The sequence below is a fragment of the Mycolicibacterium sp. CBM1 genome (genome assembly GCF_054073305.1).
Genome location: NZ_JBSXPP010000006.1, coordinates 192,334 through 207,516 on the forward strand (window position 1 = coordinate 192,334; position 15,183 = coordinate 207,516).

General features: G+C 67.4%; 17 protein-coding genes. 5 read left to right on the forward strand and 12 right to left on the reverse strand.

From position 1 onward, the window contains the following. Positions 1-27: 27 nt before the first annotated feature. Together ACXDF8_RS10780 and ACXDF8_RS10785 are read left to right on the forward strand one after the other, a co-directional pair. Positions 28-447: an MmpS family transport accessory protein gene (locus ACXDF8_RS10780; protein WP_457223233.1), complete on the forward strand. Its 420-nt coding sequence runs from the start codon at positions 28-30 to the stop codon at positions 445-447. Continuing rightward, positions 444-3,434, forward strand: a complete 2,991-nt coding sequence (locus ACXDF8_RS10785) for an MMPL/RND family transporter (RefSeq protein ID WP_457223234.1) — start codon at positions 444-446, stop codon at positions 3,432-3,434. Before ACXDF8_RS10780 ends, ACXDF8_RS10785 begins: the two co-directional genes overlap by 4 nt. Here the strand turns inward: ACXDF8_RS10785 and ACXDF8_RS10790 are convergent. Together ACXDF8_RS10790 and ACXDF8_RS10795 are read right to left on the reverse strand one after the other, a co-directional pair. Beyond that, entirely contained in the window at positions 3,431-4,279 is an 849-nt protein-coding gene (locus ACXDF8_RS10790; protein ID WP_457223235.1) for a siderophore-interacting protein, read from the reverse strand. The genes ACXDF8_RS10785 and ACXDF8_RS10790 overlap by 4 nt on opposite strands. A gap of 73 nt (positions 4,280-4,352) precedes the next feature. After that, positions 4,353-4,583, reverse strand: a complete 231-nt coding sequence (locus ACXDF8_RS10795; RefSeq protein WP_457223236.1) for a hypothetical protein — start codon at positions 4,581-4,583, stop codon at positions 4,353-4,355. Between the two features lie 48 nt (positions 4,584-4,631). Between ACXDF8_RS10795 and ACXDF8_RS10800 the strand changes: the two genes are divergently transcribed. Together ACXDF8_RS10800 and ACXDF8_RS10805 are read left to right on the forward strand one after the other, a co-directional pair. Then, positions 4,632-4,856: a hypothetical protein gene (locus tag ACXDF8_RS10800; protein ID WP_457223237.1), complete on the forward strand. Its 225-nt coding sequence runs from the start codon at positions 4,632-4,634 to the stop codon at positions 4,854-4,856. Continuing rightward, positions 4,856-5,743, forward strand: a complete 888-nt coding sequence (locus ACXDF8_RS10805) for a hypothetical protein (protein WP_457223238.1) — start codon at positions 4,856-4,858, stop codon at positions 5,741-5,743. The genes ACXDF8_RS10800 and ACXDF8_RS10805 overlap by 1 nt, the downstream gene beginning before the upstream one ends. Here the strand turns inward: ACXDF8_RS10805 and dprA are convergent. The 6 genes from dprA to ACXDF8_RS10835 all read right to left on the reverse strand — a co-directional run bounded on the left by dprA (position 5,726) and on the right by ACXDF8_RS10835 (position 11,685). Further along, entirely contained in the window at positions 5,726-6,856 is a 1,131-nt protein-coding gene (gene dprA, locus ACXDF8_RS10810) for a DNA-processing protein DprA (protein ID WP_457223239.1), read from the reverse strand. The genes ACXDF8_RS10805 and dprA overlap by 18 nt on opposite strands. Continuing rightward, positions 6,853-8,364 (reverse strand): YifB family Mg chelatase-like AAA ATPase, encoded by a 1,512-nt coding sequence (locus ACXDF8_RS10815; protein WP_457223240.1) that lies wholly within the window; start codon positions 8,362-8,364, stop codon positions 6,853-6,855. The genes dprA and ACXDF8_RS10815 overlap by 4 nt, the downstream gene beginning before the upstream one ends. After that, positions 8,364-8,729, reverse strand: coding sequence for a YraN family protein (locus ACXDF8_RS10820; RefSeq protein ID WP_457223241.1), 366 nt, complete (start codon positions 8,727-8,729; stop codon positions 8,364-8,366). Before ACXDF8_RS10820 ends, ACXDF8_RS10815 begins: the two co-directional genes overlap by 1 nt. A 118-nt stretch (positions 8,730-8,847) precedes the next feature. Next, on the reverse strand, positions 8,848-9,621 hold the full coding sequence (locus ACXDF8_RS10825; protein ID WP_457223373.1) for an HAD-IIA family hydrolase: 774 nt from the start codon (positions 9,619-9,621) through the stop codon (positions 8,848-8,850). 95 nt (positions 9,622-9,716) lie between these two features. Continuing rightward, positions 9,717-10,328: a hypothetical protein gene (locus tag ACXDF8_RS10830; protein WP_457223242.1), complete on the reverse strand. Its 612-nt coding sequence runs from the start codon at positions 10,326-10,328 to the stop codon at positions 9,717-9,719. 133 nt (positions 10,329-10,461) lie between these two features. Then, a complete protein-coding gene (locus ACXDF8_RS10835; protein ID WP_457223243.1) occupies positions 10,462-11,685 on the reverse strand; it encodes an MFS transporter in 1,224 nt (407 codons plus the stop codon). Positions 11,686-11,888: 203 nt separating this feature from the next. On the opposite strand from ACXDF8_RS10835, the gene ACXDF8_RS10840 reads away from it, so the two are divergent. Beyond that, on the forward strand, positions 11,889-13,067 hold the full coding sequence (locus tag ACXDF8_RS10840; RefSeq protein WP_457223244.1) for an ROK family protein: 1,179 nt from the start codon (positions 11,889-11,891) through the stop codon (positions 13,065-13,067). Between the two features lies 1 nt (position 13,068). On the opposite strand, the gene ACXDF8_RS10845 is transcribed toward ACXDF8_RS10840, so the two are convergent. The 4 genes from ACXDF8_RS10845 to ACXDF8_RS10860 form a co-directional block, all read right to left on the reverse strand. Beyond that, the gene (locus ACXDF8_RS10845) at positions 13,069-13,374 is read right to left on the reverse strand and encodes a DUF2469 domain-containing protein (protein WP_078020019.1); all 306 of its coding nucleotides are present in this window, start codon (positions 13,372-13,374) and stop codon (positions 13,069-13,071) included. A 49-nt stretch (positions 13,375-13,423) separates the two neighbouring features. Continuing rightward, positions 13,424-14,137: a ribonuclease HII gene (locus tag ACXDF8_RS10850; protein ID WP_457223245.1), complete on the reverse strand. Its 714-nt coding sequence runs from the start codon at positions 14,135-14,137 to the stop codon at positions 13,424-13,426. A gap of 3 nt (positions 14,138-14,140) precedes the next feature. Further along, positions 14,141-14,977, reverse strand: coding sequence for a signal peptidase I (gene lepB / locus ACXDF8_RS10855; protein WP_457223246.1), 837 nt, complete (start codon positions 14,975-14,977; stop codon positions 14,141-14,143). Continuing rightward, the coding region (locus ACXDF8_RS10860; RefSeq protein ID WP_457223247.1) for a hypothetical protein at positions 14,974-15,183 on the reverse strand (210 nt) is incomplete at its 5' end. The genes ACXDF8_RS10860 and lepB, both read right to left, overlap by 4 nt.

The following is a 15,183-nucleotide window of genomic DNA, read 5'->3' on the forward strand; positions in this document are numbered from 1 at the left end:
GGGGAGATGCCACCGATGCTCGGCTTCATGAAACGGTTCTGGGTGGCGGCCGTCATCGCCGTCGCCCTGATCGCCGCGATCGCCGTGGTCGGCCGACTGCGCACGTTCTTCGACTCCGACCAGCCCTACATCAGCGCACCACTGCCTGCCGACACCATCAAACCGATCAACACCAAGCGAGTGACCTACGAGATCGTGGGGCCCGCAGAGGCATCCGGCCGCGTCAGCTACCTCGACGTCAACGGAAGGACGATCGAGGCCAGCTTCACCGAGTTGCCGTGGTCGGTCACGGTGAGCACCACCGACCCCGGGGTGCTGGCCAATGTGGTTGCACAGGGCGACACCGCTGCTCTGGGATGCCGGATCCTCGTCAATGACAATCTCGTCGCCGAGGATTACGCCGAGGGCCGCGACGCCCAGGCCTTCTGTCTGGACAAAGCCGCATGAGCGAGCACAGCACGAGCGTGGGCACGGCTGGCCACCCATTCCTGCACCGCACCGTCCGTACGCTCGCGGTTCCGATCATCCTTGTGTGGGTGGCATTCACCGCCGCGGTGAATCTTCTTGTCCCGCAGGTGGAAAAAGTCGGCATGGCAAACGCCGTGTCGATGTCCCCGCAGGACGCACCGGCGGTGATCGCGGCCAAACGAATGGGACAGAAGTTCGGCGAATCCACCTCGGACAGCATCGCCATGGTCGTGCTCGTCGGCGATCAACCCCTCGGCGAGGCGGCACACCGCTACTACGCCACGCTGGTGCAGAAGTTCACCGCCGACACCAAGCACGTGGAACACGTCCACGACTTCTGGGGCGACATGATCACCGCTGCGGGCGTGCAGAGCACCGACGGCAAGGCCGCCTACGTGCAGCTCAACCTCGCCGGGGATCAGGGCAGTACCGAGGGCAACCACTCGGTGGACGCCGTACGCACGATCATTCACGACACTCCGCCGCCCGCAGGTCTGCGCGCATACGTGACCGGCCCGGCGCCGCTGACCACCGATTCACTGGAGGCCAGCGACCGGGGCATGATCAAGATGACGGTCGTCACGATGATCGTCATCACCATCATGCTGGCCCTGGTCTACCGGTCAGCGAGCACCGTGTTGCTCATTCTCGCGATCGTGGGCATCGAGATGGGTGCCGCCCGCGGGGCGGTGGCGGTGGTGGGCCACCTCGGACTGATGGACTTCTCGACCTTCTCGGTCCCGCTGATGACAGCGCTGTCGATCGCCGCCGGCACCGACTACGCGATCTTCCTGATCGGCCGCTACCACGAGGCCCGCCAGAACGGCGAGGATCCGGAATCCGCCTACTACAGCGCGTTTCACGGCGTCGGCCACGTCATCCTGGGCTCGGGGCTGACCATCGCGGGCGCCATGCTGACCCTGCGCCTGACTCGGCTGTCCTACTTCAACTCCCTGGCCTATCCCTCGTCGATGGCCCTGATCATCGTCGTCGCGGCCGCGATGACCGTCGCTCCCGCCGTCTTGGTCGTGGGAAGCCGCTTCGGTCTGCTGGAACCCAAACGGATGATGAAAACCAAGGGATGGCGCCGAATCGGAACCGCGACCGTCCGTTGGCCCAAGCCGATTCTCGCCGCGGCCACCAGCGTCGTCCTGCTCGGCCTGATAGCCATGATCGGATACAAGACCAGCTACGACGACCGCCGTTACATCCCCGCCGACGTGCCAGCCAACATCGGCTATACCGCGGCCGAAAAGCACTTCAGCACAGCCCGACTCAACCCAGACATCATGACCGTCGAGTCCGACCACGACATGCGCAACCCCACCGACATGATCGTGCTCGACCGGATCGCCAAGGCGCTGTTCCGAATCAAGGGCATCGCGATGGTGCAGAGCATCACTCGCCCGCTGGGTTCGCCCATCGCGCACAGCTCCATCCCGTACCAGGTCAGCATGTCCTCGGTCCCGATCACCCAGAATCTGCAGTTCCTCAAGGAACGCGTCGGTGACATCAGCACGATGTCCGACGACATGGGCACGATGATTGCCTCGATGACGCAGATGCAGGCGCTGATGGTGAAGTTCTCCGCGGCCATGCACACCACCGTCGGTGCGGGCACCGGGATGGTGGACTCCGCGCACCGCAGTGTCGCCGACATGAACACCATGAAGGCCACCCTCGACCAGATGCGCGACAACATCGCGAACTTCGACGACGAGGTACGGCCGCTGCGCAACTACTTCTATTGGGAGCCGAACTGTTTCAACATCCCCGCTTGCTGGGCTGTGCGCTCGGCGTTCGACGCGATGGATGGCGTGAATACGTTCAGCGACAATATGGCGGCATTGCAGACCGACATGACCGCGATGGTCGATCGCATGGACTCGATGGTCAACGGCATGAGTGACATCGACGCACTGGTCCCCCAGATGGTCGCTCAGTTCCCGCCGATCATCGCGACGGCCACCACGATGCGTAACACCCTGCAGACCATCCACAGCAGTTTCGACGGGCTCATCACGCAGATGCAGCGGATGACCGACACCGCGACAGCGATGGGTGAGGCATTCGACGCGTCCAAGAGCGACGACTACTTCTACCTGCCGCCAGAAGTGTTCGCCAATCCCGATTTCCAGAAGGGGCTCAAACTGTTCCTCTCCCCCGATGGCAAGGCGGCCCGGCTCATCATCACCCACGACGTGAATCCTGCTTCCGAGCAGGGAATCTCGGTTGTCGACGACGAACTCACCGCCGCGCACGAGGCCGTCAAGGGCACCGCCCTCGCCAGCGCGGACATCTATCTGACCGGCACCGCGGCCACCTACCGCGACGTCGCGTCCGGCGCCAAGTACGACACCATGATCGCCGCCTTCGCCGCTCTGACGCTGATCTTCATCGTCATGCTGATCATCACCCGAGCCCTGGTGGCCTCGATGGTGATCGTGGGTACGGTCGTGATCTCGCTGGGTGCCGCGTTCGGTCTGTCGGTGTTCATCTTCGAACGGATCGTCGGCATCGAACTCAACTGGATCGTGTTGGCGTTCGCGGTGATCATCCTGATGGCGGTGGGCAGCGACTACAACCTGCTGCTGGTGTCGCGGTTCAAGGAGGAGATCGGTGCCGGTATCAACACCGGCATCATCCGGTCGATGGGCAGCACCGGCACCGTGGTCACCGCCGCTGGGCTGGTGTTCGCCTTCACCATGGGCTCGATGATCTCCGGTGACCTGCTCAACGTCGGCCAGGGCGGTATGACCATCGGCATCGGGCTGCTGCTCGACACGCTGATCGTGCGGTCGTTGATGACGCCGTCGATCGCGGCGATCCTCGGCCCGTGGTTCTGGTGGCCGCTCAAGGTTCGCCAACGTCCGGCCTACAGCGAGCGCATGCACGCGATTTCACCCAAGCCGGAAAGCAGCGAGCCCGAAGGCGGCGACGACACCGAGGTGCCGGCCCCGGCCTAGTCCTGGCCGGCTTCGGCCTCGGCGAGCTCGCGCTTCCATTGGCGGAACGTCTCCTCGGTGCGGCCGCGCCGCCAGTAGCCCGAGATCGACGCCCACTTCGCGTCGATGCCGCGTTCCTTGCGGATGTAAGGCCGCAGGTTCTGCATGACGGCCTGGGCTTCGCCGTGGATGAACACCTGTACCTGCCCCGGCAACCACAGCGCGGTGGTGACGGCCTCGATCAACGGGGCGTTGTCGCCGGCGCGATCCTCGCCGACCAGGTCGGCGCGCCCGCCACGGTAGATCCAGGAGATCTCCACCGATGCCGGCGCGGCCAGCTCGATCTCGTCCTCGGGCCCGGCGACCTCGATGAACACCTTGCCGACAGCGTTGGGCGGCAACGCTTCCAGCGCGGCGCTGATGGCGGGGAGCCCGGCCTCGTCCCCGGCGAACAGGTGCCAGTCGGCGGCCGGGTCGGGCGAGTACGCCCCGCCCGGACCCATCAGGTGCAGGGTGTCACCAGGTTGGGCAGCCGCCGCCCACGGGCCCGCGACACCGTGCTCACCGTGCACCACAAAGTCGACGGTGATCTGTCGTGCCTCGGGATCGGCCCGCCGCACCGTGTATGTGCGCACCGTCGGCTGGTGTTCGGCCGGCAGATCGTTGAAGCTGTCCAGCGTCAGCGGCTGCGGCAGCGCCGCGACGTCGATGTCCTCGCGGACGAAGACGAGCTTGACGTAGGAATCGGTGAACTCTCCCGGACAGAACGTGTCGAAACCGGTGCCCCCGAGCACCACCCGCACCATGTGCGGGGCGAGCTGTTCGGTACTGACGACCTGAAATGTGTGCAGTGGTCGACCCGCCACATCGCCTCCCGACAAAGATTGTTAGCCAACCTTGTCGACTATACGGTTCGGGCGGATGCCCCGGTCGGCTCCGTCATTCGACGAGACAGCGGCCCGGTCGGAGACTCCGAGTTTTCATAGAGGTGCTGGACGTGCGCGCGTACGGTGGTGGCGCCAGGTGCAGGCGCTTGGCGATGTCGGGCACCGAGAGGCCCTCGGCGATGAACGTGCTGACCTCGGCCTCGCGTGGGGAGAGCAGGGTGGCGTCGCCGCGGGAGCGTTGCCGCACCTCGTTGACCAGCCCACTAGCCACCGGGGTGGGCACGTACCCCTTGCCGTTGGAGCAGCTGATCAGCAGCGCTACCGCGGGCCGGTGCTCACGGATGGCCTCCAGCGCGGCAGGCCCGTGGCGCTGGCCCGCCTCGGTATGGCCACGGTGATGGCCATCGCCACCCAGGTCGGCCTGCGGCCCAAGTGGCCGCAGTTCAGCTGGGTGCCCTACGCCTACGGAGTCGTCGCGGTGGTCGCCGTCGCGCTGCTAGCCTCACCTACAAGATCATCTCCGTCGACGGCGCCTACGTCCCGTTGCTGGTGTTGATGCTGCTGCCCATCATGGTGGTGCTCGACGTCTCTTGGCCGCGGGCAACGGTTGCGCTGGCGGTGATCGCCGGGACCTTCGCCGTCGAGATCTATACCGACCCAGTGATGCGGGCCCAGATCGGTTTCGCCCCAATGACGTTGGCGACCGCGATCTTCGTGGTCCTGTGCTGCACAGTGTCGCTGGCGGTGTATGCCCAGGGCCGAAAGCTCGACGAGATCGCCCGGTTGAGTGCGTCGCGTCAGGCGCTGCTGGTCGACATCACGACCGCCTCCGACGAACAGCAGCGCACGGTCTCCGAGTTCCTGCACGACGGTCCACTGCAGTCGGTGTTGATGGCCCGGCAGGACATCACCTCGGTGCTCAAACGCAATCCCGATGACGCGTTGGAGCGGGCGCTGGCCGGCCTGCGGGAAGCCACCGACCAGATGCGCCAGGCCCACGTTCGAGCTGCACCCGGCCGTGCTCGCCGGTGCGGGTCTGGCTCGCGCGGTCGCGCAGTTGGCCGATGCGAACTCCGAGCGCTCGGGTATCGACATCAGTACCGACATCGACTATCCGCAGACCGCCCCGGCCGACCCGATCGTCTTCGCCGTGGCCCGCGAGTTGTTGTCCAACGTCGTGCGGCATTCCCGCGCGACCAGGGCCGGTGTGACGCTGCGGGCCGACGGCGGCGTCTGTCGTCTCGACGTGGTCGACGTGGTCGACGTGGTCGACGACGGGATCGGCATCTCCCCGATGCCGCCGCCGACCGGCTGTGTCAGGGACACATCGAGCTGGCATCCCAACGGGCCCGCATCGAAGCCGCCGGCGGCACCCTGCGAATACTGGACGTCCCCCACGGCGCCCACGTCCGCGTCACCGTCCCGTTAACCCGCCCGGCATAGCCGCCAGCAGCCGTCCTCGCGGCGGACCAAACCGGCCATCTCCAGCATCGCCAACGGACCCAGCACGGCGGTGGGCGGCAGTCCGGATGCCACCGCAATCTCGTCGGCGCTGCGCACCCCACGGCCCGGCAGCGCCTCGTACACCTGCCGCTCGGCCTCGGACAGGCGGTCCAGCAGGCTCACCGGGTGTTCCTCCTCGACTGCCAATTCCCCTGGTCTGCCGACCAATTCGACGACGTCCTCGGCCCGGGCCACCAGCTCGGCGCCGCTGCGCAGCAGGGTATGACACCCCGCGGATGCTGTCGATGTCACCGGGCCGGGTACCGCGCCGACCACCCGGCCCAGGGCCCTTGCCCAGGCGGCGGTGTTGGCCGCACCGCTGCGCACACCCGCCTCGACCACGACCGTGGCCGACGCCAACGCCGCCACCAGGCGGTTGCGCGTCAGGAACCGGTGCCGCGCGGGCCGCACCGCCGGCGGATATTCGGTCAGCAGCAGGCCGGTAGCACCGACCCGATGCAACAGGGCCGAATGGCCTGCCGGGTAGAGGATGTCGATGCCACCGGCCAGCACGGCGACGGTGGTACCGTCCGCCGACAGTGCCGCCCGGTGCGCAACGCCGTCGATTCCGTAAGCACCGCCGGAGACGACCGCGACATCGTCTTCGGCCAGACCCGCGGCCAGATCGGCGGCGACGTGCTGGCCGTAACCGGTAGCCGCGCGGGTGCCGACAACGGCGGCGGCCCGGTGGGCGATCTCGTCGAGCCGTGCGGGCCCGATCGCCCAGAGCACCAGCGGTGGGTGCCCCTGCGGTTTGTCGCGCAGGGCCGATCCGCCGAAGGCCACCAGCGCCAACGTGGGCCACTCGTCGTCGTCTGGTGTGATCAGCCGTCCACCGCGGCGCTGCAGCATCGCTAGATCGTCTGCTGCCGAATCGATCTCGCGGCGAGCGGCGGTCCGTTCGGCCAACGTGGCACTGACCTCGGCCCTGCGGATACGCTGGGCCGCTTCCACCGGCCCGACACTGCCGACCAGCGCGGCCAGTTCCGCGCACGGTGGCTCCGCCACCCGGGACAGATACGCCCAGGCGTGTACCGTTGCCTCGTCGCTCACGGCCGCTCCTCTCCCTGCCGAAAGCTCAGTGCCACAGCGACGTCGTCGAGACTCGGTGTGGTGCGGCCGGCAAGGTCCGCCAGCGTCCAGGCCACCCGCAATGATCGGTCGACGCCGCGAATACTCAGCACACCGCGTTCCAATGCGGTTTTCAGCGGGGCCATCGCGGTGGCGCCCAGTCGGAACTTACGACGCAGCAGGGAACCGGCCACCTCGGCGTTGGTAGCGAACCCGTACTGTCGCCACCGCTCGGCGGCGGCCGAACGGGCACCCGCGACGCGCTCCCGCACGGCCGCGGTGTTCTCTGCCGCCTCGGCGGCGAACGCCCCGGCCCGCACCATGTGCATCTGCACCCGAAGGTCGACCCGATCCATCAACGGTCCCGACAACTTGCCCAGATAGCGGCGCTTGTCCAGCGAGGTGCACACACAGTGCTTCGGATCTGTCTGCGCGCAGGCACACGGGTTGGCGGCCAACACCAACTGGAAACGCGCCGGATAGCGCGCCACGCCGTCACGACGCGCAAGTCGAATCTCGCCGTCCTCCAACGGCGTTCGCAAGGACTCCAGGACGCTGACCCGGATCTCGGCGCACTCGTCGAGGAAGAGCACACCCCGGTGCGCGCGGCTGACCGCTCCGGGCCGTGCCATGCCCGATCCACCGCCAACCAGGGCCGCCACACTCGAGGAATGATGCGGGGCGATGAACGGCGGGCGAGTGATCAACGGGGTGGTCTCCGACAACAGCCCGACGACCGAGTGGATGGCGGTGACCTCCAGCGCCTCACTGTCGTTGAGTGCGGGCAGTAGACCCGGAAGTCGTTGGGCCAGCATTGTTTTCCCGACACCTGGCGGACCGGTCAGCATCAGGTGATGCGCCCCGGCGGCGGCGACCTCGACGGCGAATCGGGCGTGGGTCTGCCCGACCACGTCGGCCAGGTCGGCCACCGCCTCGGGCGCCGGAGCCGGTGGATCGACGCGTTCGTCGAGGCGTCCCGAACCCTTGAGCCAGCCCTGCAATTGCCGCAGCGTCCGCACGCCGAATACCTCGATCCCGTCAACAAGACTGGCCTCGGCGAGGTTGGCCACCGGCACCACGACGGAGGGCCAGCCCTGCCGCTTGGCGGCGAGCACGGCGGGCAGCACGCCGCGTACCGGCCGCACTCGGCCGTCCAGCGCAAGCTCTCCGAGCAGCACCGCCTTGTCGAGGCGATCCCACGGTGTCTTGCGACTTGCCGAAAGCACCGCCGCGGCGATCGCGATGTCATACAGCGAGCCGGTCTTCGGCAGGGTGGCCGGCGACAGCGCCAGCGTCAAGCGCGACTGTGGCCATTCGTTGCCGCAGTTGGTGATCGCCGCCCGCACCCGGTCGCGGGACTCGCGCAAGGCGGCGTCGGGCAGTCCGACCAAGTACACACCGGGCAGCCCGGAGCTGATGTCGGTCTCGATCTCGACGATCTCGCCGTCCAGGCCGCGAACGGCGACCGAGTACGCCCGTCCCAGTGCCATCAGCCGACTCCCCGCAGATGGGTGATCTCCGGCGTGCGCTGCCGGCCGACGCGCACCCCGATCACGTCGATGCGGATCGCCGCCCAGCGCTGGTCCTGTTCGGCCAGCCAGATCCCGGCCAGCCGGCGGATGCGCCGTACCTTGGTCGGGGTGACGGCCTGCTCCCATCCGCCGTAGCCGTCACCGGTGCGAGTCTTCACCTCGACGAACACCACCGTGCGTTCGCCCTCGGCGGCGATCACGTCGAGTTCGCCGTAGCGGCACCGCCAGTTACGGGCCACGATCCGCACCCCGAGCGATCGCAAGTGCTCGACGGCCAGTTCTTCCCCGAGCGCCCCCAACTGGTTGCGCGTCAACGTCGTCATGACAGCAGCTTCGGCGCAACGGCCGACAGTCACCGACGGACGACCACCCGTGGCGACCAGGACACGCCGGGTTGTCCCCACACCCACGCTCATCCCCAGCGCGAGCGCGCCTGAGCCCTCAGATCAGGTCGACGGCCTCGGCGATCGACGGCAGGATCCGGGCCGGCCGGAACGGGTAGCGTTCGACATCCTCGACGGTCGTCGAACCGGTCAACACCAGGATGGTCTCCAACCCGGCCTCGATACCCGCGACGACGTCGGTGTCCATCCGGTCTCCGACCATCACGGTGCTCTCCGAATGCGCCTCGATGCGGTTGAGTGCGCTGCGGAACATCATCGGGTTGGGCTTTCCGACGAAGTACGGTTCCCGGCCGGTGGCCTTGGTGATCATCGCGGCGACCGATCCGGTCGCGGGCATCGGCCCCTCCGCCGACGGCCCGGTGACGTCGGGATTGGTGGCGATGAACCGGGCACCCTTGCCGATCAACCGGATCGCCTTGGTGATGGCCTCGAAGGAGTAGGTGCGCGTCTCCCCGAGCACCACGAAATCCGGACCGGTGTCGGTCAGCGTGTACCCCGCTTCGTGCAGCGCGGTCGTCAGGCCCGCTTCGCCGATGACGTAGGCCGACCCGCCGGGCAGCTGGTCCACAAGGAAGGCCGCGGTAGCCAACGCCGAGGTCCAGATCGCCGACTCGGGCACGTCGAGCCCGGACCGCGACAGGCGTGCCGCGAGGTCGCGTGGGGTGTAGATCGAGTTGTTGGTCAACACGAGGAACCGTCGCTGCTTGTCGATGAGCCGGGCCAGGAACTCCGCGGCCCCGGGGAGCGCGTGTTCCTCACGCACCAGCACACCGTCCATGTCGGTCAGCCAGCATTGCGGCGTAGAGCGCACGATCCTCCCTTCGACGACGGCAGTGCTGTCGTTGGCCCCAGTGTTCCCCGTCGACGCGGCCAGAACACGGTGTTCGGCATGGTCGAGCACGGCAGTCATGAAGCGATCTCCGCAGCCGGCCGATGACGCACGACCGCGGCCGCACCCTCGGCGCCCCGTGTCAGGCTGGACACCGGTTCCGCGCCGTCCTCGTCAACAACATTCGAACACGACTCTGCCCCAGCAGATTCTGAACCGTGCAGGGTCATCCAAGCGACGCCGCCCCGGCCGTCGCAGTGGGCGACGACGAGGGTGTCTCGGGCCAGCATCTGGTCGATGAGGGATCCGACGGACTGCTCGGGTTCGGCGAGCACGACGATCGGCTGAGCGCCGCGCTCGCTCAGCCCGGTGACGTCGCCCCGCAATGCGTCCTGCGTAGCACCCGGCGAGAGCAGCGTCTGCAGCAGCATTCGGTCATTGGCCTGATCCCGATGCACCGCACCGACTCTGCTGCGCACCCACATTCCCACGACAAGACCCTCGATGTGCTCCACGACGGCGGGCAGCGCCCGCCGGTCGACGTGCAGCCGCGCCGACAGGCAGCTTCGGTAGGAAGCTCGCGCTTCGGCCATGGTGTTCGCTCCCCCGCTGCATCCGCTGGGAACACCGCGGTAGGTGATCTCGGGCTGGTTCTCGGGGTCGTAGCGGAAGATCACCTGATCGGTCATCTCGACTCGTCTCCCTCCTGATCGGTGTCGGTATCGGTGCCGACCAAGACCGTAAGGCGCTGTAGGGCAGGAAGATTCAGCTCGATATGCAGAGGTTCACGCGACCGCCACAGCAATGCTCTCATCGTTCTGATCATGCGCCGGCCACCTTGGCCGTGTGCCGCTGCAGCGCCACCGAGGCGGTGAGCACCGCCAGACCGATGACCGCGAGCCCGGCACCCGCGGCTGCCGGCGCGGTGTAGCCGTATCCGGCGGCGATCACCAGCCCACCGATCCAGGCTCCCGACGCGTTGGCGATGTTCAGTGCCGAGTGGTTGAGCGCCGCGGCCAGCGTCTGAGCTTCGGCGGCGACGTCCATCAGCCGGGTCTGCAGGGCCGGCGCGATCGCCGCTCCGCTGGCGCCGATGCCGAACAGCAGCAGCATCGCGGTGACGGGATTGTGGGCGGCGCCGACGAACAGCGCCAGTACGACCGCCAACGACGCGATCGACACGTACAGACCCCGGATCACCGAGCGGTCGGCCATCCGGCCGCCGGCGAGGTTGCCCACGACCATGCCGACACCGAAGACCATCAGCCCCAACGGGACCCAGGAACGGGACACCCCGGCTACATCGGTCAGCGTGGTCGCGATGTAGGTGTAGACCGCAAACATGCCGCCGAAGCCGACCATTCCGATCAGCAGCGCCAACCACACCTGTGGGCGTTTCAGGGCGCCCAGTTCGGTGCGGGTGCTAGTCGCATGGTTGGGACCAAGTTCGGGCAACCACATCCAGATGGCACCCAGGGTGACCAGTCCGACGACAACCACCAGGACGAACGCGCTACGCCAGCCGAGGAGCTGACCTAGCCAGGACGCCAGGGGCACGCCCACGACGGTGGCGACGGTCAGCCCGGTCATTACCTGCGCGACGGCCTTGGCGCGCTGCGCGGGCCCGAGCAATTGCGCGGCCACCAGGGCGGCGACGCCGAAGAACGCGCCGTGCGGTAGGCCGGCCAGGAACCGTGCCGCCATCAGCACGGAATAGCTGGGCGCCAGCGCGGTGGCGACGTTGCCCATGGCGAACACGGCCATCAGAGTCATCAGCACGGCCTTGCGGTTGAACTTCGCGGTCAGCGCCGCGATGACCGGCGCCCCGACCACCACACCAAGGGCGTAGGCCGAGATGACGTGGCCGGCAACCGGCTCACTGATGTGCAGGCTTGCGGCGATTTCGGGCAGCAAACCCATCGAGACGAACTCGTTGGTGCCGATACCGAACCCCCCGAGCGCCAGGGCGAGGATGCCCAGCCGCGAGCGCGTCGGGGACAGTGCCGGCGTAGCGGTCGCAGCTGGTGGTCGGGATGTGACGGTCACAGGAGCATCGACTTTCTGTGCGGTGGCAGGCGGTCACCGGAATTCGGCGGCCTCGGTTGCTGCCGCAGTGCAGCGCTCGAACCTTCTCCTCGACACTAGCCCGACTTCGACCGTTCTTCCAACAGACTTAGGTCTCAAAAAAGACAAAGTGATGGGTCTCTCTTTTACTATCAAGGATGGATAGATCTTGGTTCAATGGAAAGATGCCCGTCACCAGGCGTTCCGCCGCGCCCGCTACGACAGGGGAAGTCTTCGCGCTGATCCGCGACGGCGTCGCCACCACGCGTGCCGACATCCGGATGATGACCGGACTGTCCCGGACCGCGGTCGGAGCCCGGGTGGCCGCCCTGGCCCGGCGCGGACTGGTCTCGGAGGGTGAAGAGGCCCCGTCTACCGGCGGGCGTCCCCCGGCCCTCGTTCGCTTCAACGCCGAGGCCGGCGTGGTGCTCTCGGCGGCGATCGGGCGCAGCCGCACCCGGCTGGCGGTGTGCAACCTGGCCGGCGACATCCAGGCGCTGACTGACATGGACTCCGAAATCCGCATCGGTCCCGATGATCTGATGCCCGATCTCGTCAAGCGCCTCGAAGTGCTGCTCGACGAGAGCGGCCGGACTCCCGTCGACGTGCTGGGGGTCGGGGTGTCACTGCCCGGCACGGTGGATCAACAACGCGGCTGCAGCCTGGCCGCTCCGGTCATGAGCGGCTGGGACGGCGTGCCGCTGGAACCATACTTCCGCAAGCTCACCGAGGCGCCGATCGTCCTCGACAACGACACCAACGTGCTGGCCCTCTCGGAGCGGCGCAGTCCGCTGAAGGACTACGACGACCTTCTGCTCATCAAGGCGTCGACCGGGTTGGGTGCCGGCATCGTGTCCGGAGGTGTGCTGCAGCGCGGCGCGCTCGGTGCCGCCGGCGAGTTCGGCCACAACAAGACCGCGGCGGCGCAAGGGCTGGCCTGCCGCTGCGGTGACACCGGTTGTCTGGAGGCGATCGCCGGCGGCTGGGCGCTGGTGCGCACGCTGCAGGAGCAGGGCCGCCAGGTCAACCACATCCGGGACGTCGTCGAACTGGCCAACCACGGCGACGGCGAGGTGCGCCGCCTGCTGCGCGAGAGCGGCCGTCACGTGGGCGAGGTGATCGCCGCGGCGGTGAACCTGCTCAATCCCGCCGTGCTCGTCATCGGCGGCGACATGTCCGGCGCCTACGACGTGTTCGTCGCCGGGCTGCGCGAGACGCTGTACGGCAATGCCACCGCGCTGGCCACCCGCCACCTGCAGGTCGTACCGTCCACCTACGGCGACAAAGCCGGCAACGTCGGCAGCGCAGCGCTGGTTCTCGACCGCATTTTGTCGGCCGACGCCATCGACGCCGCGCTGCGCTGACTCACTCGGGCAGGCGCAGTTCCGGCTTCTCGACCTCTTCGATGTTCACGTCCTTGAACGTGATGACCCGCACCTGCTTGACGAAGCGGGCGGGCCGGTACATGTCCCAGACCCAGGCATCGGCCAGGCGAAGCTCGAAATAGACCTCGCCATCGGTGTTGCGCGGCACCAGTTCGACACTGTTGGCCAGGTAGAAGCGGCGCTCGGTCTCCACGACGTAGCTGAACTGCCCCACGATGTCCTTGTATTCGCGGTACAGCGAGAGTTCCATCTCGGTTTCGTACTTCTCGAGATCTTCCGCACTCATCTGTTCAGCGGTCCTCTTCGTCGCATCGTGGTCTGGCCTCCATCTTGACTCACACTCCGTCGTCGCGTCGCGGCGGTGGGCACTCGACCACCACCTCGGTACCACCGGCGCCGGCGACCCGTCGCACATTGATGAAGGAATAGCGGTGCTGGCTGGACGGGCCGAGCCTGGACAGGGCCGCGCTGTGCGCGGCGGTGCTGTACCCCTTGTGCTCGGCGAAACCGTAACCGGGATGGTCGGCATCCATCGCGACCATCAGTCGATCCCGGCTGACCTTGGCCAACACGCTCGCCGCCGCGATACAGGCCGCGGCGGCGTCGCCACCGACCACGGGCAGCGACGGCATCGGCAGACCCGGCACCCGGAAACCGTCGGAAAGCACGTACCCCGGACGCAGCGACAAGCCCGCCACCGCACGCCGCATTCCTTCGATGTTCGCCACGTGCACACCGCGCCGGTCGACCTCGGGCGCCGGGATGAAGACCACGTGATAAGCCAGCGCGTAGCGCTTGATCAGCGGAAACAGCTCCTCGCGGGTCTTCTCGTTGAGCTTCTTCGAATCGTCGAGGGCGGCCAGGCTCTCGAATCGGTTCGGGCCGAGCACACACGCGGCGACCACCAGCGGACCCGCGCACGCTCCGCGGCCCACCTCGTCGACACCGGCCACCGGGCCCAACCCACTGCGATACAGCGCCGACTCCAGCGTGCGCAGCCCCGACGATTTGCGGATCACCGTACGCGGCGGCCACGTCATCGCGGCCATCGATCAGCCCTGCTGCGGGTCGAACGAGGACACCCCACCCCAGCGCGACGGCGGCCATGCGATGAAGCGAGCCTTACCGATGACGTTGCCCACCGGGACGGTGCCGGCGGTGGGATCGCCGGTGCACAGAATGCCCTTCTGGGCATCGGCCGGCGTGCTGGTGCAATGCGCGCGCGAATCCGCCGAATGCGTGCGGTTATCGCCCATCACCCACAGCCTGCCCTCGGGCACCTTCACCGGGCCGAACTCATTTCCCAGACACGGATACACCAACGGGTCGGCCATCATGGTCTGCGCGTTGAGGTACGGCTCCTTGAGCGGCTTGCCGTCGACGGTGAGTCCAGTGTCGGCGCGGCACTGGACCGTCTGACCGCCGACCGCGATCACGCGCTTGACCAGATCATTCTCATCCGGAGGCACGAAGCCGACGACGGAGAGCACGTTCTCGACGGTACGGAGGGCCGGATTGTCCGACCGGATCGATTTGTAGCCGACGTTCCAGTTCGGCGGTCCCTTGAAGACGACGACATCGCCAGGGCGGGGTGAACCGAACCGGTAGGTGATCTTGTCCACCATGATCCGGTCACCCACGCAGCCGGCACAGCCGTGCAGCGTGGGTTCCATCGACTCCGAGGGGATCAGATACGGCCGCGCGACGAATGTCAGCATCACGTAGTAGAGAACTAACGCGATGCCGATGAGGATGGCGCCTTCGCGCAGCGCGGATCGCTTCTTCTCGCCCTGTTCGGGGGCCGAATCGGCGGTAGGGGTCGCTCGGGGCTCCGTTGTGGTGGAGTTGTCCGGCGTGGCGTCGCCCGGAGCCGGGTTGTCGTCGGTCACGGGATCAGAGTAGCCAGCGAAACTGACCGGCCCGCACGCTCACCGGACGCGACGCGCACGAAGCTCAGCGCTTCTCTACGCCCCATGTCGAAGCTCAGCGCTTCTCTACGCCCCATGTCGAAGCTCAGCGCTTCTCTACGCCCCATGTCGAAGCTCAGCGCTTCTCTACGCCCCATGTCGAAGCTCAGCGCTTCTCTACGCCCCAT

Bases quoted from the DNA above. Each gene is read 5' to 3' on its own strand.
- ACXDF8_RS10780 (WP_457223233.1), top strand. From the start codon at position 28: ATGAAACGGTTCTGGGTGGCGGCCGTCATCGCCGTCGCCCTGATCGCC.
- ACXDF8_RS10785 (WP_457223234.1), top strand. From the start codon at position 444: ATGAGCGAGCACAGCACGAGCGTGGGCACGGCTGGCCACCCATTCCTG.
- ACXDF8_RS10805 (WP_457223238.1), top strand. From the start codon at position 4,856: ATGCTGCTGCCCATCATGGTGGTGCTCGACGTCTCTTGGCCGCGGGCA.
- ACXDF8_RS10815 (WP_457223240.1), bottom strand. From the start codon at position 8,364: ATGGCACTGGGACGGGCGTACTCGGTCGCCGTTCGCGGCCTGGACGGC.
- ACXDF8_RS10820 (WP_457223241.1), bottom strand. From the start codon at position 8,729: ATGACGACGTTGACGCGCAACCAGTTGGGGGCGCTCGGGGAAGAACTG.
- ACXDF8_RS10830 (WP_457223242.1), bottom strand. From the start codon at position 10,328: ATGACCGATCAGGTGATCTTCCGCTACGACCCCGAGAACCAGCCCGAG.
- ACXDF8_RS10840 (WP_457223244.1), top strand. From the start codon at position 11,889: ATGCCCGTCACCAGGCGTTCCGCCGCGCCCGCTACGACAGGGGAAGTC.
- ACXDF8_RS10845 (WP_078020019.1), bottom strand. From the start codon at position 13,374: ATGAGTGCGGAAGATCTCGAGAAGTACGAAACCGAGATGGAACTCTCG.
- ACXDF8_RS10850 (WP_457223245.1), bottom strand. From the start codon at position 14,137: ATGGCCGCGATGACGTGGCCGCCGCGTACGGTGATCCGCAAATCGTCG.